Source organism: Microbacterium commune, from assembly GCF_014836945.1.
GTDB lineage: Bacteria > Actinomycetota > Actinomycetes > Actinomycetales > Microbacteriaceae > Microbacterium > Microbacterium commune.
In genome coordinates, this window is the sequence record NZ_JACSPX010000001.1 from 268,672 (window position 1) to 287,989 (window position 19,318).

The following is a 19,318-nucleotide window of genomic DNA, read 5'->3' on the forward strand; positions in this document are numbered from 1 at the left end:
AGGATGGTATTCCATCCAGACAAATGGTATACCTATAACCAAGACATTCACAGCGCCCCTTCCTCGACATCCCGAACGAAGCGGACGCCTCGGAGAGAAGACGATGACCCCCGTCGCCACCCCTGTCGCGCTGAGCGCGAGCAGCTGGGATGCCGCGCTTGAGGAGACGCTCTCAGGCGGCAGCCGTGCCCAGCCGCACAGCACCGGCCCTGTCGCCGTCGCGGCCGGCACGCGCGGAGCGGTGCACTCGGTGCACGGCCGGGTCGTCAACCTCCGCGTCGGCGACGGTCTGATCGCGTTGGCGCACGAGTCGCTCGACGACGCGCCGTGGACGGTGCGTCTGCACGCCGCGGACTGGTCGGCGCTGAGCGGGGCGCGAGTCGGAGACGACGTGCGGATCACGAGGAACGCGCTGTCATTGTCCGGCGGAGCGCTGGTTCGGGTTCTGCTCGCGCCGGATGGCGCCCGGTCGCTCACGCCCGACGCCGGCGTCCCCGTCGGCCTCCCCGCCGCGCTGGCCGTACTGGACGGGGTGCCCTCGCCGGCCGCCAGCACGCCGTTCGGAGCACTCGCGGCGGATGCCCTGAGCGCGGGCATCCGTCGCCTGACACGCACCGCGCGCGCCCTGCTCGACGGCGAACCGGACGCGGCGGAGGCGACGACGGCGGCCGCGCTTCGTCTGCTCGGCCTCGGCGAGGGCCTCACCCCGTCGGGTGATGACGTGCTGTCCGGACTCGCCTTCGTCGCCGCGCACCCCGGCTTCGGGCTCACCGCGCTGCGGCATCCGCTGCGTCTCGTCGCCGAATCCGCTGAGCAGCGCACCACGCTGCTCAGCGCCGTCACCCTGCGCGCCGCCCTCGAGGGTCGCGCGCGGGCGCGCCTGCACGATCTCGTCGGCGCGATCATCGCCGGCGACGAGCGGGCGATGCACCGCGCCGCCGCGCACACGGCCGAGATCGGCCACACATCCGGGTACGACCTGCTGACCGGCATCCGCCTCGGCGTCGTCCTCGCCCTCGACATCCCCCGACCCTCACCATTCACCGAAGGAGATCACCGATGAGCACTGCGACCACGATCGAGGAGCGCTATCTCGACAGCGCCGCCGCCGGAGACCTGGACGGCGTCCGCGCCGCCCTCGCCGACGGCGCCGACCGGAACGCGGTGGACCGCGAAGAGGCCTCCGCGATCCTGCGTGCGGCCCGCGGCGGCCACCTCGAGGTGGTGCGCGCGCTGATCGCCGAGGGCGTGGACATCGACGCCCAGGATCAGACCTGCTCGAACCCGTTCCTGTACGGCTGCATCAACGACGATCTGGAGCTGGTGAAGACGATGGTCGACGCCGGCGCCGACCTCAAGCGCCTCACGCGCATGGGCGGCAACGGCCTGACCCCGGCCGCCGAGAAGGGTCATCTCGAGGTCGTGCGCTACCTGCTCGAGAACACCCGCATCAACGTCAACCTCACCAACAACCTCGGCTGGACCGCGCTGATCGAGACCATCATCCTCGGCGACGGCGGCCCGGTCCGCCAGCAGATCGTCGAGCTCCTGCTCGCCCACGGCGCGAAGCCCGGCATGCCCGATCCGTGGGGCGTGCCCCCCGTCGAGCTGGCGCGCGAGCGCGGCTTCGACGAGATCGTGGCGATCCTCGAGAACCACCAGGCCTGAACGACATTCCGGAAGGGAAGACGATGACCAGACACATCGAAATCAGGAAGAACACGTACCTCGACTCGGTCTCGCTCATGTCGATGAGCACCAAGGCCAACGCCGTCGAGGGCGTGACCCAGGCCCTGCTGGGCATGGCCACGCCGATGAACAAGGAGGTGCTCGCCAACGTCGGCGTCGATGACCCCGCCGTGGACGACGCGCGTCCCAGCGACCTGATGATCGTGATCGACGCGAGTGACGACACGATCGAGGCGGCGATCGAGGCTGTGAACGACATCCTCGCCCGCAAGGACAAAGGCGCCGCCGCAGCGCACGAGGTGCGCTACCGCACTCTGGACGGCGCGTTCTCGGAGGCACCCGACACGAACCTCGTGCTGATCTCGGTCAACGGCGCATTCGCCGCTCGGGAGGCGCGCAAGGCGCTGAACGCCGGGAAGAGCGTGATGATCTTCTCGGACAACGTCCCCGTCGAGGACGAGCTCTCGCTCAAGCGGCTCGCGCACGAGAAGGCCCTGATCGTGATGGGGCCCGACTGCGGAACCGCCATCATCAACGGCACCGGCCTCGCGTTCGCCAACGCCGTGCGCCGCGGGAGCATCGGCATCGTCGGAGCCTCGGGCACCGGCAGCCAGGAGGTCTCGGTGCGCATCCACGACTTCGGCGGCGGCGTCTCCCAGCTCATCGGCACCGGCGGCCGCGACCTGTCCACCGAGATCGGCGGCATCTCGATGATCGACGGCATCCGCGCGCTCGACGCCGACCCCGAGACGAGCGTGATCGTGATCGTCTCCAAGCCCCCGGCCGAGGACGTCGCCGAGAAGGTGCTCGCCGTCGCCGGCGAGGCGTCCAAGCCGGTGTTCGTCACCTTCCTGGGGTCGGATCGCACCGAGTCCGGCTACGACAACGTGACCATGGTCACCGCCGGCACCAAGCCGCTGGCCATCGCCGCCGTCGTCGCCTCGGGCATCGACGAGTCGACGCTCGACAAGCACCCGCTGAACATCCCGCTGGTCGAGGAGGTGCGCGCCAAGCTCGCCCCCGAGCAGAAGTACGTGCGCGGCCTGTTCTGCGGCGGCACGCTGTGCGACGAGTCGATGTTCGCGACGCTCGCGAAGTACGACAACGTGTACTCGAACATCCAGAAGGACCCGGCTCGCCGCATCGGCGCGACCGACCCCTCGCGCGAGCACACCTTCCTCGACATGGGCGACGACGACTTCACCAACGGGCGCCCGCACCCGATGATCGACCCCTCGCTGCGCCTGCAGCGGATCGTCGAAGAGGCCAAGGACCCCTCGGTCGGCGTCATCGCGATGGACTTCGTGCTCGGTTTCGGCTCGCACGCCGACCCGGTGGGCGTGACGATCCCCGCGATCACCGAGGCCAAGGCCATCGCCGCCGAGCGCGGACACCACCTGGAGATCCTCGGCTACGTGCTGGGCACCGACCTCGACACCCCGGCTCTCGCCGACCAGGTCGCCCAGCTCGAGGCCGCCGGCGTGACCATCGCCTCCTCCTCCACCAACCTCGGGCTGCTGGCCCGTGAATTCGTCGCGAAGGGTGACAACTGATGAGCGTCAACGATCTGTTCTCCTCCACACTGAGGCCGGTGAACCTGGGTCTCGACATGTTCGCCGATGATCTCAGGGCACAGGGCGTCGAGCCCGTGCTCATGGACTGGACCCCGCCGGGTGGCGGCGACCCCGACGTCGTCGCCGCGCTGGGCCGGCTCGAGGATCCCGCGATCGCCGAGAAGATCGACGCGGCCAACCAGGTGGCGCTCGATCGCATCCTGTCGGCGCAGCCCTTCCTGGAGGGCTTCGGCCAGGCGATCGACACCGTGCCGGGCATGACCGCGAAGACGATCCTGCACGCGGGTCCGCCCATCGAGTTCACCCGCATGTCCGGCCCGATGAAGGGCGCCGTCACCGGTGCACTCGTGTTCGAGGGCCTGGCGAAGGACGTCGACGAGGCGTTCGAGCTCGCCGCCTCCGGCGAGATCACCTTCTCGCCGTGCCACGAGCACCAGTCGGTCGGCTCGATGGCCGGTGTCACCAGCGCCAGCATGTGGGTGCACAAGGTCACCAACCGCACACACGGGAACACCGCGTACACCAACCTGTCCGAGCAGCTGTCGAAGATCCTCCGCTTCGGCGCCAACGACCAGTCGGTCATCGATCGGCTGAACTGGATGCGCGACGTGTTCGGACCGGTGCTCGCCGGCGCCATGGCGCTGAACGAGGACGGTCTCGATCTGCGCCTGATGCTCTCGCAGGCGCTGCACATGGGTGACGAAGCGCACAACCGCAACGTCGCCGGCACCACCCTGCTGATCCAGGCACTGGCGCCGTACATCCTCGAGACCGACTTCACCACGAAGGAGAAGCGCGAGGTGTTCGACTTCGTCGCCTCCTCCGACTACTTCTCCGGACCGACCTGGATGGTCGCGGCGAAGGCGTCGATGGATGCCGCGCAGGGCGTCGAGAACTCGACGATCGTGACCACCATGGCGCGCAACGGGGTCGAGTTCGGCATCCGGGTCGCCGGCACGGGCGGTCAGTGGTTCACCGGCCCCGCGCAGGAGGTCATCGGACCGATGTTCGCCGGCTACACCCGCGAGGACTCCGGGCTCGACATGGGCGACTCGGCCATCACCGAGACCTTCGGGATCGGCGGCTTCGCGATGGCCGCAGCCCCGGCGATCGTCGCCCTGGTCGGCGGCACCGTCGAGGAGGCGATGGGCTACTCGCGCACCATGAACGCGATCACCACGGGCAACAACCCGAACATCACGATCCCTGCGCTCGACTTCATGGGCGTGCCCTCCGGCATCGACGTGCGCAAGGTGATGGAGACCGGCATCCTGCCGATCATCAACACCGCCATCGCGCACAAGGACCCGGGCATCGGCATGATCGGCGCGGGTATCACGCACCCGCCGGTCGAGGCCTTCCAGAAGGCGCTGCGCGCCCTCGTCGACACGGTGAAGCCATGACCGCGCTCGCGCCCGCCGTTGTGGGATCCGAGCTGAAGTGGTGGAAGAAGGGTGACATCGCGGCGTTCTTCGCGCTGTTCACCAACAACCTGACGAACATCATCACCTTCACGGCCCTGCTCACCATGGCCGGCCTGCCGGTGAGCATGGTCGTGGGCAGGATCGCTCCCGCGTTCGGACTGGCGATCCTGATCACCTCGTCGATGTACGTCTGGTTCGCTCGGCGGCTGGCGGCCAAGGAGGGTCGGGGCGACGTCGTCGCCCTGCCCTCGGGCCCGAGCGCGCCGTCGATCTTCACCGTGACCTTCCTCGTCATCCTGCCGGTGTACTCCACCACGCAGGATGCGGAGCTGGCGGTGGGCATCGGCCTGGTGTGGGGCTTCCTCGAGGGACTGATCCTCTTCGTGGGATCGTTCTTCGGCGACCTGCTGCGCCGCGCCGTGCCCCGCTCGGTGCTGCTCGCGTGCCTGGCGGGCCTCGGGCTGCTGCTGCTGGCGATGAACCCGATGCTGCAGACCTTCCAGTTCCCGGTGGTCGCCTTCGTCGTGCTCGTCATCGTGTTCATGAACTGGTTCGGCCGCGCGCCGTTCCTCGGCAGGGTCCCCACCGGGCTGCTGCTGCTGATCGTGGGTACGGCCGCTGCCTGGGCATTCGGGCTGCAGACGCCCGAGGCCGTGCAGTCCGCGCTCGTGTACGCCGGCTGGCACCCGCCGCAGGTGGCCATCGGCAGCTTCGTCGAGGGTGTCGCGCACTCCGCACCGTACCTCGCGTCGGCCGTGCCGCTGGCGCTGGCGAACTACGTGTTCGACCTGGAGAACATCGAGGCCGCCGAGGCCGCGGGCGATCACTACCGGGCGCGCCCGGTGATGCTGGTCAACGGCGGAGCGACGATGATCGGCGCTCTGATGGGCAACCCGTACCCGGTGACGGTGTACATCGGCCACACGGCGTACAAGGAGATGGGCGCCGGCATCGGCTACACGATGCTGAACGGCATCACGATGTTCGCCGTGGGCCTGTTCGGCATGAGCGCCCTGCTGCTGTCGGTGGTCCCGATGGCGGCGATCGCGCCGATCCTGATCTACATCGGGATCGTCACCGCCGCGCAGTCGGTGCGTGAGACGCCGAAGGTGGAGCTGCCGGTGATCTTCGTCGCACTGTTCCCCTGGATCGCGAACTGGGCCAACAGCCTCGTGGGCAACACCCTGAAGTCGGTGGGCACGAACGCCGCCGAGGTGGGTGCGGACGCACTCAACTCCGCGGGCACCTACTTCTCGGGCATCTCCACGCTCGGCAACGGCGCACCGCTGTCATCGCTGCTCTGGGGCATGATCGCGATCTTCGCGATCCGCAACAAGCCGATGCTCGGTGCGATCGTCAGCGGGCTGGCCGGCATCCTCGCCTTCTTCGGGGTCATCCACGCCGCCGTGCCCAGCCTCCCGCAGGCCTGGGATCTCAGCGACTCGCATGTGATGTTCCTCGTGGCCTACCTCATGGTCGCGGCGCTGTTCGTGGCCAAGTGGATCCAGGATCGCACCACCGGCACGACCGTCACCTTCAGCGATACCGACGAGATCACGCTCAGCAGCGCCGTCTCGCCGTCGCTGATCCAGTCCACCAGGGGCTGACACGAAGGCGGGTCCGGGCGCGCCCCGCGCCCGGCCCCGCCGGCTACCGCCGAATCGGTGGCCCCGCGCACGGCTGGCCCTGTCCTCCCCCCCCATCGATTCCGCGCTGGTCGATCCCGGTGCCGACCGGATCGCCGCCTACGCGGCGCGCGGCTACGCCGACGACGTCCTGCCGATCCGTCCGAAGGATCGCTCCTGGAAGACCCCGCAGTTCATCACCGTCTGGATGGGGCCGATCCACAACATCCTGTCGTACTTCACGGTGATGACCTTCTTCGCCCTCGGGCTCAACGCGTGGCAGGTGGTCGCGGCGATCATGACCGCCGCAGTCATCGTCTCGATCGGGTACGTCCTCAACGGACAGGCCGCGGCGAAGTACGGGGTGCCCTTCGCGATGCAGCTGCGTGAGGCCTTCGGCCACAAGGGCGCACTGATCCCCACCTGGGTGCGCGGCATCATCGCCGGATTCATGTTCTTCGGCATCACCAGCGTCTCCTCCGCGCAGGCCTTCGACGTGGTCTTCGAGACCATCTGGCCCGGCTTCTCGCAGATCGGCGGCGGCGCCGACATCCTGGGGCTGCCCATCCCGACGGCGATCTCGTACGTGGTCACCTGGATCATCACCGTCGGGCTGTTCCTGGGCGGGCAGGCCTTCCTCGGCAGGTTCAGCAACTGGGCCAACCCGGCCGTGTACATCCTCGTGGTCATCGCCGTCGTCCTCGCGATCGTCAACGCCGGTGGCCTCGGCGCGGTGTTCTCCACTCGTGTGGTCGACGCCCCCGTCACCCCGCTCATCTTCATCACCTGCGTGTCGATCCTGGTGTCGAACTGGGCGGGTCCCATCGTCAACACCGGCGACTACACCCGCAACGCCACCTCGATGAAGGCACCGGCGATCGGATTCCCGATCGGAGTGATCGGGTCGTATCTGCTGTTCGCCCTGGTCACGGTCTCGTTCGTCGCGGCGCTGCAGGTCGTCTCCGGCGGCGACGTCGACATCAACCGCCCCGGAGTCTTCATCCAGGCCATCAACGAGGGCGTCGGCAATCCGTTCGTGGTGGTGCTGCTGATCCTCGCGATGAACGTCGGCGCCATCGCGTTCGTGGTGTTCGGCAACATGCTCCCGGCCGGGCTGCAGCTGACCGCACAGCTGCCGAAGGTGTTCACGCTGCGTCGCGGCGCGATCCTGGCCGCGGTCATCGGCACGCTGATCGTGCCGTGGAAGTTCGTCGAGAACACCGACGCGCTCTTCCTGTTCTACTCGCTGATCGGGTCGATGTTCGGTCCCATCGTGGGCATCATGCTCGCCTCGTACTTCCTCGAGCGGCGGCGCACCCTCGACATCGAGGGCATCTACGCCGACTACCGCGGCGGAGAGAAGGGCTCGCTGCCCGCCTACAACTGGCGCGCACTCGGCGTGCTCATCGCCAGCTTCGCGATCACCATGGCCGGTCGCCTGCCCGGCATCGCGTCGGTGGAGTTCTTCGTCCAGGCGAACAACCTCGCGTTCTTCTCGGGCCTGATCATCGGCTTCGCCGGGTACACCGCCCTGATGCTCATCGCCCGTCGCGGTGGCGGCCGATCGACCGCCGCCTGAGCGCGGATGAGTCACGACGAAGACAAGACAAGAGAAGGAGACAGAGATGACAGAGCACACCCCCTCCCCCGAGACGCTGGACGCCTACTTCGCGCCCGCCGTGGCCGCGACCCTGGAAGGGCTGCGCGCTGGCACCGGCGGGCCCTTCGGCGCCACCCTGGTCGGTCCGGACGGCGAGATCGTGGTGGCGGTCGGGAACACCGTGATCAAGGACACCGACATCTCCGGCCATGCCGAGATGGTCGCCGTCCGCGAGGCCTGCCGCAAGCTGAACACGCTGGACCTGTCCGGCCACGTCATGTACGCGACGTGCGAGCCCTGCCCGATGTGCGTGGGCGTGATGATGTGGGCGGGGATCACCACCTGCTACTACGCCTCCACGCACGTGGATGCGGGCGAGAACGGCTTCAGCGACGTGCACCTGCGCCGTTACCTCGACGGCAGCGACACCTCGACGCTCGACATGGTCCACCTCGAGTCCGGTCGTGAGGACTGCGCATCGATCTGGACGGAGTTCCGCGCGCTCACCTCCTGATCCGGATGCACGAAGGGCCGGTTCCGTCAGGAACCGGCCCTTCTGCCGTACCGGCTGCTACTTCTTCTTCTTGCTCTGCGCCCGGCGCTGCTCGCGGTTGCCGGCGGGCTGCTCATCGGCATCCACCGACTGGCCGAACGCACCGCGCGCAGAGGCGCGGGCGGTGGCGGCCTTCTGCACCTGACCGCTCTCGTTGCGCACCTCGACGTCGCCGGCGTCGTTCGGAGCCGAGTACTCCAGCTTCTGCACGGGCTGCTCGTCGACCAGACCCTTGGCCTCGACCTCGGTGTGGTCGTCGCCGGCGCGACGCACCTCGACCTCGAGGTTGAAGAGGTAGCCGACCGACTCCTCCTTGATCTGACCCATCATCGCCTGGAACATCGCGTACCCCTCGCGCTGATACTCGATCAGCGGGTCGCGCTGCGCCATGGCGCGCAGTCCGATGCCGTCCTTGAGGTAGTCCATCTCGTAGAGGTGGTCGCGCCAGCGCCGGTCGAGCACCTGCAGCACGACGCGGCGCTCGAGCTCACGCGTCGCGGCCTCTCCGAGCGCCTCCTCGCGCTTCTCGTACGCGATCCGCGCGTCGGAGAGCAGCTCGCGCTTGAGACCCTCGGCGGTGATGGCGCCCTTGCGGTCTCCGGCCTCGGCCACGACCTCGTCGATCGTCACGTCCATCGGGTAGAGCGTCTTGAGCTCGGCCCACAGCGCGTCGAAGTCCCAGCTCTCGGTGTGGCCGGTGCTCGTGTGGTCGTCGACGATGCCGCCGATCGCGTCCTCGATGAAGTGCTGCACGCGGTCGGCGATGTCGTCGCCGTGCAGGATCTGACGACGGTCGGCGTAGATCGCCTCGCGCTGACGGTTCAGCACGTCGTCGTACTTGAGCACGTTCTTGCGCATCTCGGCGTTGCGCGCCTCGACCTGCGACTGGGCGCTGCGGATGGCGCGGCTGACCAGCCCCGACTCGATGGGCACGTCGTCGGGGAAGTTCGTGCGCGCCAGGATCGCTTCGGCGGCGCCCGACTGGAACAGACGCATCAGGTCGTCGGTGAGGCTGAGGTAGAAGCGGCTCTCGCCGGGGTCTCCCTGACGGCCCGAGCGCCCGCGCAGCTGGTTGTCGATGCGCCGCGACTCGTGGCGCTCGGTGCCGAGCACGTAGAGGCCGCCCGCCTCGGCGACCTTGACGCCGTCTTCTGCGACCTGCTTCTTCATCGCCTCGTAGGTGTCGTCCCACGCGGCTTCGTACTCCTCGGGCGTCTCCTCCGGGTCGAGACCCTTGGCCTTGAGCTCCTGCACGGCGAGGAACTCGGCGTTTCCGCCGAGCATGATGTCGGTGCCTCGACCGGCCATGTTCGTGGCGACGGTCACCGCCCCGAGCTTCCCGGCGAGCGCGACGATCTCCGCCTCGCGTGCGTGGTTCTTCGCGTTGAGCACCTCGTGCTTGACGCCCTTCTTCGCGAGCAGCCGCGACAGGTACTCGCTCTTCTCGACGCTCACCGTGCCGACGAGCACCGGCTGACCGGCCTTGTGGCGCTCGGCGATGTCCTCGACGACCTGCGCGAACTTCGCCTGCTCGTTCTTGTACACGAGGTCCGGCTGGTCCTTGCGGATCATCGGGCGGTTGGTCGGGATGGGGACGACGCCGAGCTTGTAGGTCGACATGAACTCGGCCGCCTCGGTCTCGGCGGTTCCGGTCATGCCGGCGAGCTTCCCGTACAGCCGGAAGTAGTTCTGCAGCGTGACGGTGGCCAGCGTCTGGTTCTCCGCCTTGACCGGGACGCCCTCCTTGGCCTCGATGGCCTGGTGGATGCCCTCGTTGTAGCGTCGCCCGACGAGGATGCGGCCGGTGTGCTCGTCGACGATCATGACCTCGTCGTTCATCACGACGTAGTCGGTGTCGCGCTTGAACAGCGCGATGGCCTTGATCGAGTTGTTCAGGAACGAGATCAGCGGGGTGTTGGCCGACTCGTAGAGGTTGTCGATGCCGAGGTAGTCCTCGACCTTCTCGATGCCGGGCTCGAGGACGCCGATGGTGCGCTTCTTCTCGTCGACCTCGTAGTCGACGCCCACCTCGAGCGTGCGCGCGATCTTCGCGAATTCGGTGAACCAGCGGTTCGCCTCGCCGGAGGAGGGGCCGGAGATGATCAGGGGTGTGCGTGCCTCGTCGATGAGGATCGAGTCGACCTCGTCGACGATCGCGAAGAAGTGCTCGCGCTGGACGAGGTCCTCCTTGCGCCACGCCATGTTGTCGCGCAGGTAGTCGAAGCCGAACTCGTTGTTCGTGCCGTAGGTGATGTCGGCCGCGTACTGCTGGCGGCGCACCTCCGGGGTCTGGCCCGAGACGATGGTTCCCGTGGTCATGCCCAGGGCGCGGTGCACGCGCCCCATCAGCTCGGACTGGTACGAGGCGAGGAAGTCGTTCACCGTGATGACGTGCACCCCCTTGCCGGCGATGGCGTTGAGGTACGAGGGGAAGGCGGCGACGAGCGTCTTTCCCTCACCGGTCTTCATCTCGGCGATGTTGCCGAAGTGCAGCGCGGCACCGCCCATGATCTGCACGTCGTACGCGCGCATCCCCAGGGTGCGGCGGGCGGCCTCGCGCACGGCGGCGAACGCCTCCGGCATCAGCTGGTCGAGGGTCTCCCCCTTGTCGAATCGCGCGCGCAGCTCGGCTGTCTCGTTCCGCAGCTCGTCGTCGCTGAGCTTCTCGAAGTCGTCTTCGAGCGCGTTCACGGCCTTCGCGATCTGCTTGAGCCGACGGAGGATGCGTCCCTCGCCCGCGCGCAGCAGCTTCTCGAGAGGATTCGCCACGGATGTCTCCCTTGGATATACGTCCCGGAGCAACGGTCTGCACCGGACATGCTTTGCCATGTTACCGGCGCGTGACCTGCGCACGCTGTGCACCCGCGGGTCGGCGCACGCTCACGGCGAACGGACACGCCGCGCGAGCTCCCGCCGGGACTCGATGTTTCCGGATATGCATATACCGAGAAACGCAATACCGGCGTGGCCGGTCGAGGAGTCGCCATGTCCGTCCGCCAGAGCCTGCTCGCCATCCTCGATCAAGGACCGTGCTACGGCTATCAGCTGCGCTCCGAGTTCGACCGGCGCACGGGTTCCACCTGGCCGCTGAACGTGGGCCAGATCTACAACACCCTCGAGCGACTCGAGCGCGACGGGCTCGTCGCCAGGGGCGCAGTCGATGAGCACGGTCACGTCTACTGGGAGATCACGCCCGCGGGGCGGGCGGAGGTGCGCACCTGGCTGGATCGCCCGGTCGAGCGCGGGCACGGCACGCGCGACGAGCTCGCGGTCAAGCTGGCCGTGGCGGTCACGCTGCCCGGCGTCGACGTCGCGCGCGTCATCCGGCACCAGCGCACGGCGTCGCTCGCCCGGCTGACGCGGCTGAACGACGCCAGGCAGAGCGCCGACGGCCCCGAGCAGCTCTCGCGCTCCCTGGTGGCCGACTCGGTGATCTTCGCCGCCGAGGCCGAGCTGCGCTGGCTCGATCACATCGAGCAGCGTCTCAGCGAGCATCCGCAGCACGCGCTGCAGCTGGAGCTGTCGACCGAGCGCCCCAAGCGCGGGCGTCCGGCGAAGGCGCTCGCCTGAGCCTGCGCCCGCGGCATCCGCTCGGAGAGGGCGGTGTTCGCGAACGGCGCATCGGATGCACAGCGCGCGCATCGTCCGGCGACCGTAGGATCGTGACATGGCCGGATTCTGGGGCAGACGCAGACGTGAAGATGAGGCGCTCGCAGCGCAGGACGCGGATCTCGCACGCCGCGCCGAGCAGTCGCTGGTCGCGGCGGACGAGCGCATCCGCACCACCTCCGATGAGCTCGCCTTCGCCCAGGCAGAGCTCGGCGAGTCGCTGACAGCCGACCTCGGCAATGCGCTCACCTCGGTGCGCACGCACCTGCGCGAGGCGTTCCAGCTGCACCAGCTGAACCACGACGAGATCCCCGACACGGTCGAAGAGCTGCGCACCCGCAACGCCCGCATCGTCCAGCTGTGCGAGTGGGCGGAGAACCTCCTCGACGAGAAGACCGGCGAGCTCGCCGAGACGGTCGCGAAGGTGCGCCGTGCCCCCGAGATCATCGCGCAGGTGCGGCGGGATGGCGAGACCCTCGCGTCGAGGATCCCCCAGGCGCGCGCGACGATCGAGCGTCTCTCGTCGCGCTACGCGGAGACCGCGATGCGCCGCATCGCCTCCTCCGGCGACGAGGCGGAGCAGCTGCTCGCCTTCGCCACGCACGGCGCGGACGTCTCTGAGCGCCGTCGCGCGGCACGTCAGAACGAGGAGGCGAACCTCGCACTCGAGACCGCCACGGAGGCGGTGCGCCGCGCCGGCGCTCTGCTGGATGCCGTCGAGGATTTCGAGATCCAGGCGCTGCGCGCCGAGTCCACCCTCGCGGACGTGGTGGCCGACTCCCGCGGTGACATCGCCGCCGCCCGCAACGCACCGCAGACGCCGGAGGTCGCGAAGGCCACCGGCGAGCTCGAGACGGCGCTGCTCGCGCTCGCCCCGGCCGGCACGCGCAACGATCCGTTCGCGGAGCTCACGCAGCTGCGCGCAGCCAACACCGCCCTCGACGAGGCGATCGCCAAGGCGCAGTACCGCGCTCAGAACCCGCTCCCCTCGCTCGATCACGTGCAGCACGCTCTCGACGATGCCGACCGTCAGCTGGGTGTCGCGCGCGGGCTCATCGCCGGGCACCGCGGGTGGATCGGCGCCGACGCGCGAACGCGACTGGCCGAGGCCGAGCGGCTGCGGATGGATGTCCCCGCGATGCTCCCCGCCGAGGACACCCGCGAGCAGGCCCTGGCGGCCGCCCGGCGCGTGGCGCTGCTGGCATCCGAGGCTCTGCAGCTCGCTCAGCGCGACATCGACTCGTCCCGCCCGCAGAACCAGGGCTGGGGCGGCGACGGCTGGAACGGCGGCGGAGGCCGCCGCAGCGGGATGGGCGGGGGCGACATCATGGGCGGCGTCCTCGGCGGCCTGGTGATCGGCAGCCTCCTGGACGGCATCTTCGACTGAGGCCGGCACCGCAGACACGAGGCGCCTTCCCGTGGGAAGGCGCCTCGTGCGGTCTCAGGAGGCGATCGCCTCTTCGGGCGGGGCCGCCGTGGTCAGCGAGATGACGCCGTAGTCCCAGCCCTTGCGGCGGTAGACGACGCTCGGGTGGTCGGTGCGCGCGTCGACGAACAGGAAGAAGTCGTGCCCGACCAGCTCCATGCGGTCGACGGCCTCCTCGACGGTCATCCACTCGGCGTCGAAGCTCTTCGTGCGGATGACGACGGGCGAGTACTCCTCTTCCTCGTCCGCCTGCACCGGGATCGCTCCGGTCGCCACGGCGCGCAGCACGTCGACCGAAGCCGGCTGCACGTCGATTCCGGCGAGGGAGCCGCTCTCCTTCTCGAAGTGAGCACCGCGGGGGTGGTTGCGGCCGTCGATGCGCCTCTCCTTGGCGCGACGCAGCTGCTCGGCGAGCTTGTCGAGCGCCATGTCGAACGCCGCGAACTTGTCGGGGTCGACGGCCTCCGCCCTGATCACCGGCCCTTTGCTGAGCAGGGTGAGCTCGACCGTCTCATCGGGTATCCGCCCGTTGCGATAGGCACGATGGGTGACCTTGATCTCGAGTCGCTGCGCTCGCGGGGCGAGCGTCTGGATACGGGCTGTCTTCTCTTCGACAACGGTGCGGAATCGGTCGGAGATGCTCACTCCGACGCCGACGATGCTCGTTTCCATCACTGTCTCCTTGTCCCGGTCCGCCCGGCCAAGGGCGGACCGCGGTCGCCTTGTGTCCACCTACGCTAGTCGTCGTGCACCCCCATGTCACTATCCGTTCACGATGAGATCGCCGTGTCGCGCAGGCGCGGCGTCGCGGCGAGCGCGATCGCGCACACCGGGGTGAACCCGGCGGCGCGCAGCGCCCGTGCCGCCTCGTCGAGCGTCGCGCCCGTCGTCACCACGTCATCGACGATGACGACCCGCCCGTGCCCGCGCCGAGCGGCGCGCATGCTCGCCGCGACGTTGCGAGCGCGTGCCTCGCGATCGAGCCCGCGCTGGTCTCCCGTGCGCCGTGCGGACACCAGCAGCCGGTGCGCCGTGGCACCGGCGCGCCGCACCAGCAGCTCGGGCACCCGGTAGCCCCGCCGCCGGAACGCGGCACGACTCGTCGGCACCGGCACGATGAGCGCACCGGCCGCCCTGGTGCGCAGGATGCCGGCCAGCGAGGCTGCCAGCGGGCGGGCGAGCATGGTGGCGCCGTCCTCCTTCAGGCGTCTGATCGCGCGCGCGGGCACGCCCTCGTATCGCAGGGCGGCGTGCACGGGCATGCCGGTCGGGGTGCGCACCTCGTGCGGCTCGGCACGCAGCAGCATCCGGCACGCATCGCACAGGAGCGTGCCGGGACGCTCGCATCCGGGGCAGGTCGCCGCGAGCAGCAGCGCGAGCGCGTCGCCGCCGATCCGGCGCCAGGGATCCGCATCCATGACTCGACTGTGTCGGATCGGTCGTCGGCCCGATCCCGCGCTGCGCGGCATCGGGGAGAGCCCGGCCGCACGGGCATCCGGTGCAGGACGAGTCAGTAGCCCGCTCTGGTGCCGAGCACCCGCACGTCTGAGATGGCCTCCTGCCAGAACGAGCCGCGCTGCGCGTACACCGACTGGTCGGTCGACAGCACGCGCACCCCCGTGACCGTCTTCGCGCCCGCCAGGGCTGTCGCCCCAGCCGGCGCCGACGACACGGCCGAGGGCCCGCCGATCATGTGCGTGGTCAGCGTCGGGTCGGGGGTGGCGCTGAGCACCGCCACCGCGTCGGCGCCGACCCACGACAGCCCCTGCACCGCGCCCGAGAGCTGCGCCACCTCGTAGTAGGGCGTGCCGAGGCTGATCGGACGCTGCTCCTCATCGCGGATCACCGATGCGACGACCAGCCGGCGCTCACCGCCGGAGGTGACGACCGCCGCGACCCGCGCGCCGTCTGCCGAGACGCGCAGCTGGCTGATGGCGTCCGCCGACGGCCAGGCATCGGACACCGTCGACGGATCCGCCTGCGCGGTCGAGACCTGCACCGCGGCAGGGTTCGATGCCGGCGCCGTCCAGATCAGGCCGAACGGATCCAGCGACGGCGCGACCAGCCCGCCGCGACCGTCGACCTGGTTCGTGTGACCCTCGCTGACCGCGAACACGCGCCCGTCGCGCAGCTGCACCGCGGCGAGCTGCGCGTCGGCCGAGACGTCGACGGCGGCGATCGGGTCGGCGATCTTCGCGATCTGCGCCGTGAGGCCGCTGACCGGGGCGATCTCGCCGCCGGAGGTGGCGATGCCGAACATCTCGTCGCCGAGCACCAGCACGCCGGGGTCGATGATCGGGTCCTCGACGGTGATGCGGCCCGCGTCGAGCGGCACTCCGTCGACCAGCAGACGCACCTCGGTCACCCCTGACCCCTCGAGACTCGCCTCGAGCTGGGTGCGCATCCGGGCCAGGTCGGTGGGCGACGCGGAGAGCGCGGCGCGGTTCAGCGGCACCGAGGCCACCTGGGACGTGTCGACCGTGACCGCGTCGCCGACCATCTCGACGTCGGACGAGAACGGCCGCACAGCCGGGGCGAGCCATTCGCTCGGCTTGCCGGAGATCAGCGCTCGCACCACTGTCGTCGCCATGGCCGCCCGTCGCGGGAACCAGCGCACGTCGGGCACGAGGTGGCTCCAGGTGGGGTCGAAGTACTGCAGCGAGAACTTTTCGTACACCTGCCCGAACGTGTCGATGTCGAGGGTGATGCCGTCGAGGGCCTCGGAGATCCGCCACTCGCCGCCCTCCTCCCGCACGAGCCGGTAGGTGGCGGTCGCCGTGCCGGTGTCGGCGGTGTAGGCGCCGGTGCCGTCGACGCTCGCGACCTGCGCGAGTGAGACGCTGACCTCCGCCGACGTCGCATCCTCGTCATCCGGCTCGACCGTCGAGTCGTAGTCGCGGTTCTCGACCGACCTGTCGATCGTGACGCCGGCGTCGGGCTTCCAGGCGCTCTGGAAGTCGTCGGTGAGGAACTTCCGCGCGATGCCCCACGAATCCGCCGGTGACATGGATGCGTCGAGGAAGCCCTCGACGATGCGTGCCGGCCCCGCCCCCGGCTCCGGCCCCTCGGCGATGAACGAGAACGGAGGCTCCTCGATCTCCTCCCCCACAGCGAGTCCGGCGTTGGGCGGGCCCGTCGTGGGCAGACCGGTGCAGCCGGCCAGCAGGAGGGCGGTGGCAAGGGCGGTGGCGATCGCCGACAGGAGACGGATGCCGGTGCGCGAGCTCATGATGACTGCCGTCCCTTCTCCGCCGGGTCGCCGGCATCGCGGCGCCGATCGTCTCCGGCATCCGCTCCCCGGCTGCTGCCGTCAGGGATGTCCCGCACACCGCGCAGCGTGATCGGCTCGGTGACGTCGACGAGGTCGACGACGACCTCCGTCGGCTCCAGCGGCACCGGCCCGCGGCCGACCTCGACGTCCGGGCCTCGGGGAATCGTCAGCACGAAGTTCGTGCCCGCCCCGAGCTCCGACCACACCTCCAGCGTGCCGCGGTGCAGTCTGGCGTCGCCGAGCGCGATCGACAGTCCCAGCCCCGTCCCGCCGATCGTGCGCTTGCGCGACGGATCGGCCCGCCAGAACCTGTCGAACACGTGCTCGGCGTCCTCCGGGCGCATCCCGAGTCCGAAATCCCGCACGCCGATCGCCACGGCGCGCTGGTCGCTGTCGACGGTGATCACGATGGGCTCGCCTTCGCCGTGCTCGATCGCGTTGCCGATGAGGTTGCGCAGCACCCGGCGCACGCGGCGCGGATCCATGTCGACCGGCGAATAGCCGCCAGGCGCCACCAGCCGCAGCTCAGTCCCGTGTGTCGCGGCGAGCGGCCGCATCTCATCGACCATCTCCTCCGCGAGCTGGGCGAGACTGGTTGCTTCGACCTCGAGCTGCACGGATCCGGCGTCGTACCGGCTGATCTCGAGCAGGTCAGCCAGCAGCGTCTCGAAGCGCTGCACCTGCGTGTGCAGCAGCTCTGCGGTGCGCGCGGTGACCGGGTCGAACTCGTCTCTGGTGTCGTTGATCATCTCGGCGGCCAGGCGGATCGTCGTCAGCGGCGTGCGCAGCTCGTGCGAGACGTCCGATACGAAGCGCTGCTGCACGAGCGAGAGCTCGGCGAGCTCCTTGATCTGACTCTGGATGCTGTCGGCCATGGCGTTGAACGAGCGTCCGAGGCTGGCGAGCTCGTCCTCGCCGTACACCGGCAGGCGCACCTCGAGGTCGCCCGCGGCGAGACGCTCACTGGTCTCGGCCGCCTCGATGATCGGCGCGGACACCGAGCGCAGCACCAGCCACAGGATGCCGGTGATGAGCGCGACGAGCGTGATCCCGGCGAACCAGAGCGTGCGCTGCACGAAGAGCAGGGTCTCGTCGGCGTCGACCAGGTCGTAGGCGATGTAGACCTCGTAGGTGCCGACCCCGCGGAACTCGAGCAGCTGGCCGACGACGATCCCCGCGGCAACGGTGCCGTCAGGCTGCGGCAGGGCGATCGACTGCCACGCCTGGCGCGTCGTCACCTGCTGCACCCGCGTGCGCAGCTCGTCGCTCAGCGCCATCTGCCCCGATGAGTACTCCAGACTGCGGAAGCCGGTCGGCGTGTAGCCGTCGCCCTGGGCCGAGGAGATGAAGCCCACGATGCGGCTCGACGAGGCCGTGCGGCCCAGCACACGCTGCGCCTCGCCCCACACCGCGGCGATGGTGGCGCGGTCGTCGCCGGTCTGCCCCGAGTCGAGCTGCTTCTGCGCGGCGGACACCGCTGCTCTGGCGTTGTGCAGCGCCTCGTCCTTGCGCGACTCGAAGAGGTCGCCGCGGATCACCAGAGCGATCACCACGCAGATGATGAAGATCGCGAGCGACGTGAGCAGCAGCGTGGTCGCCGTCGCACGGAAGCGCATCGAGGTGCGCCACAGCGCCGACACGACCTCCGGCCACCGGCGAGGCCCGCCCCAGAGCGCGGCGGTGACGCGCGTCGGAGGGTTCACGGCCACGATCGGACCTAGCCGACGCTGCCGGCGCGGTAGCCCACGCCGCGAACCGTCGTGACGATGCGGGGGTTGTCGGGGTCGAGCTCGACCTTCGCACGCAGCCGCTGCACGTGCACGTTCACGAGGCGCGTGTCGGCCTTGTAGTGGTAGCCCCACACCTGCTCGAGCAGCATCTCGCGGGAGAAGACCTGCTGCGGCTTGGATGCCAGGGCGACCAGAAGCTGGAACTCGAGCGGCGTCAGCGCGATGGGTGCCGTTCCCCGGCGCACCTCGTGCGCGTCGACGTCGATCGTCAGGTCGCCGACCCGCAGAACCTCGGTCTCGGTCTGGGGCGCGGGCCGCAGCCGGGTGCGGATGCGCGCCACCAGCTCCTTCGGGTTGAACGGCTTGACGATGTAGTCGTCGGCGCCGACCTCGAGACCGCGCACGACGTCCGCCGTGTCGCTGCGGGCGGTGAGCATGATGACGGGCACACCGGACTCGGCACGGATGCGGGTGCAGATCTCGATGCCGTCCATCCCCGGCAGCATCAGGTCCAGGAGCACGAGGTCGGGACGGCTCGAGCGCCACTCGTCGACCGCCTGCGCGCCGTCGGCGCAGAACAGCGCCTCGAAGCCCTCGGTGCGCAGCACGATGCCGATCATCTCGGCGAGCGCCGTGTCGTCGTCGACCACGAGGATACGAGAGGTCATGTTCCGCTCAGCCTCAGCTTTCTTCCCTGTGCGGCACCGGCAGCGCCCTGTGAGGCGACTCGGATCAGCCTACTTGAGAATGCTTCGCCCGCGCGGAGGCGGGCGCACGTGCCCACCGGGCGGTGTGCCACGATGGGAGGGCGCAGGGA

Annotated in this window: 15 protein-coding genes; 9 read left to right on the forward strand and 6 right to left on the reverse strand. The window is 69.5% G+C overall.

Annotation, left to right across the window (positions count from 1 at the left end; all coding sequences use genetic code 11):
• The first annotated feature begins 103 nt into the window (after nucleotides 1-103).
• The 7 genes from H9633_RS01355 (at nucleotide 104) to H9633_RS01385 (ending at nucleotide 8,426) form a co-directional block, all read left to right on the forward strand.
• Nucleotides 104-1,063, forward strand: coding sequence for an oxamate carbamoyltransferase subunit AllH family protein (locus H9633_RS01355; RefSeq protein WP_071641473.1), 960 nt, complete (start codon nucleotides 104-106; stop codon nucleotides 1,061-1,063).
• Nucleotides 1,060-1,668: an ankyrin repeat domain-containing protein gene (locus H9633_RS01360; protein ID WP_191711820.1), complete on the forward strand. Its 609-nt coding sequence runs from the start codon at nucleotides 1,060-1,062 to the stop codon at nucleotides 1,666-1,668. Before H9633_RS01355 ends, H9633_RS01360 begins: the two co-directional genes overlap by 4 nt.
• A gap of 23 nt (nucleotides 1,669-1,691) precedes the next feature.
• Nucleotides 1,692-3,242: an acyl-CoA synthetase FdrA gene (gene fdrA, locus H9633_RS01365; protein ID WP_191711821.1), complete on the forward strand. Its 1,551-nt coding sequence runs from the start codon at nucleotides 1,692-1,694 to the stop codon at nucleotides 3,240-3,242.
• Nucleotides 3,242-4,666, forward strand: coding sequence for a YlbE family protein (locus H9633_RS01370; protein ID WP_191711822.1), 1,425 nt, complete (start codon nucleotides 3,242-3,244; stop codon nucleotides 4,664-4,666). The genes fdrA and H9633_RS01370 overlap by 1 nt, the downstream gene beginning before the upstream one ends.
• Entirely contained in the window at nucleotides 4,663-6,294 is a 1,632-nt protein-coding gene (locus tag H9633_RS01375; RefSeq protein ID WP_191711823.1) for a xanthine permease, read from the forward strand. The genes H9633_RS01370 and H9633_RS01375 overlap by 4 nt, the downstream gene beginning before the upstream one ends.
• Before the next feature lie 175 nt (nucleotides 6,295-6,469).
• Nucleotides 6,470-7,891, forward strand: coding sequence for a cytosine permease (locus H9633_RS01380; RefSeq protein ID WP_318247244.1), 1,422 nt, complete (start codon nucleotides 6,470-6,472; stop codon nucleotides 7,889-7,891).
• Between the two features lie 46 nt (nucleotides 7,892-7,937).
• A complete protein-coding gene (locus tag H9633_RS01385) occupies nucleotides 7,938-8,426 on the forward strand; it encodes a nucleoside deaminase (protein WP_083428614.1) in 489 nt (162 codons plus the stop codon).
• Nucleotides 8,427-8,483: 57 nt separating this feature from the next.
• Here H9633_RS01385 and secA read toward each other — a convergent pair whose 3' ends face one another.
• Nucleotides 8,484-11,234: a preprotein translocase subunit SecA gene (gene secA / locus H9633_RS01390; RefSeq protein WP_191711824.1), complete on the reverse strand. Its 2,751-nt coding sequence runs from the start codon at nucleotides 11,232-11,234 to the stop codon at nucleotides 8,484-8,486.
• 216 nt (nucleotides 11,235-11,450) lie between these two features.
• Here secA and H9633_RS01395 point away from each other — a divergent pair, with 216 nt between their 5' ends.
• Together H9633_RS01395 and H9633_RS01400 are read left to right on the forward strand one after the other, a co-directional pair.
• On the forward strand, nucleotides 11,451-12,035 hold the full coding sequence (locus H9633_RS01395) for a PadR family transcriptional regulator (protein WP_191711825.1): 585 nt from the start codon (nucleotides 11,451-11,453) through the stop codon (nucleotides 12,033-12,035).
• 97 nt (nucleotides 12,036-12,132) lie between these two features.
• Nucleotides 12,133-13,461 carry a coiled-coil domain-containing protein gene (locus H9633_RS01400; RefSeq protein WP_191711826.1) on the forward strand — a complete coding sequence of 443 codons (1,329 nt, stop codon included), beginning with the start codon at nucleotides 12,133-12,135 and terminating at the stop codon, nucleotides 13,459-13,461.
• A 54-nt stretch (nucleotides 13,462-13,515) separates the two neighbouring features.
• Here the strand turns inward: H9633_RS01400 and hpf are convergent, their stop codons facing one another.
• The 5 genes from hpf to mtrA form a co-directional block, all read right to left on the reverse strand.
• Nucleotides 13,516-14,172, reverse strand: coding sequence for a ribosome hibernation-promoting factor, HPF/YfiA family (gene hpf / locus H9633_RS01405; protein WP_071641489.1), 657 nt, complete (start codon nucleotides 14,170-14,172; stop codon nucleotides 13,516-13,518).
• Between the two features lie 98 nt (nucleotides 14,173-14,270).
• Nucleotides 14,271-14,918, reverse strand: a complete 648-nt coding sequence (locus H9633_RS01410; protein ID WP_071641491.1) for a ComF family protein — start codon at nucleotides 14,916-14,918, stop codon at nucleotides 14,271-14,273.
• Between the two features lie 92 nt (nucleotides 14,919-15,010).
• Nucleotides 15,011-16,729, reverse strand: coding sequence for an LpqB family beta-propeller domain-containing protein (locus tag H9633_RS01415; protein ID WP_191711827.1), 1,719 nt, complete (start codon nucleotides 16,727-16,729; stop codon nucleotides 15,011-15,013).
• The gene (gene mtrB, locus H9633_RS01420; RefSeq protein ID WP_313477852.1) at nucleotides 16,726-18,474 is read right to left on the reverse strand and encodes an MtrAB system histidine kinase MtrB; all 1,749 of its coding nucleotides are present in this window, start codon (nucleotides 18,472-18,474) and stop codon (nucleotides 16,726-16,728) included. Before mtrB ends, H9633_RS01415 begins: the two co-directional genes overlap by 4 nt.
• Nucleotides 18,475-18,488: 14 nt before the next feature.
• Nucleotides 18,489-19,169, reverse strand: coding sequence for an MtrAB system response regulator MtrA (gene mtrA, locus H9633_RS01425; protein ID WP_071641497.1), 681 nt, complete (start codon nucleotides 19,167-19,169; stop codon nucleotides 18,489-18,491).
• Nucleotides 19,170-19,318 lie beyond the last annotated feature (149 nt).

Bases quoted from the DNA above. Each gene is read 5' to 3' on its own strand.
- H9633_RS01355 (WP_071641473.1), top strand. From the start codon at position 104: ATGACCCCCGTCGCCACCCCTGTCGCGCTGAGCGCGAGCAGCTGGGAT.
- H9633_RS01360 (WP_191711820.1), top strand. From the start codon at position 1,060: ATGAGCACTGCGACCACGATCGAGGAGCGCTATCTCGACAGCGCCGCC.
- fdrA (WP_191711821.1), top strand. From the start codon at position 1,692: ATGACCAGACACATCGAAATCAGGAAGAACACGTACCTCGACTCGGTC.
- H9633_RS01370 (WP_191711822.1), top strand. From the start codon at position 3,242: ATGAGCGTCAACGATCTGTTCTCCTCCACACTGAGGCCGGTGAACCTG.
- H9633_RS01375 (WP_191711823.1), top strand. From the start codon at position 4,663: ATGACCGCGCTCGCGCCCGCCGTTGTGGGATCCGAGCTGAAGTGGTGG.
- H9633_RS01385 (WP_083428614.1), top strand. From the start codon at position 7,938: ATGACAGAGCACACCCCCTCCCCCGAGACGCTGGACGCCTACTTCGCG.
- H9633_RS01395 (WP_191711825.1), top strand. From the start codon at position 11,451: ATGTCCGTCCGCCAGAGCCTGCTCGCCATCCTCGATCAAGGACCGTGC.
- H9633_RS01400 (WP_191711826.1), top strand. From the start codon at position 12,133: ATGGCCGGATTCTGGGGCAGACGCAGACGTGAAGATGAGGCGCTCGCA.
- hpf (WP_071641489.1), bottom strand. From the start codon at position 14,172: ATGGAAACGAGCATCGTCGGCGTCGGAGTGAGCATCTCCGACCGATTC.
- H9633_RS01410 (WP_071641491.1), bottom strand. From the start codon at position 14,918: ATGGATGCGGATCCCTGGCGCCGGATCGGCGGCGACGCGCTCGCGCTG.
- H9633_RS01415 (WP_191711827.1), bottom strand. From the start codon at position 16,729: ATGAGCTCGCGCACCGGCATCCGTCTCCTGTCGGCGATCGCCACCGCC.
- mtrA (WP_071641497.1), bottom strand. From the start codon at position 19,169: ATGACCTCTCGTATCCTCGTGGTCGACGACGACACGGCGCTCGCCGAG.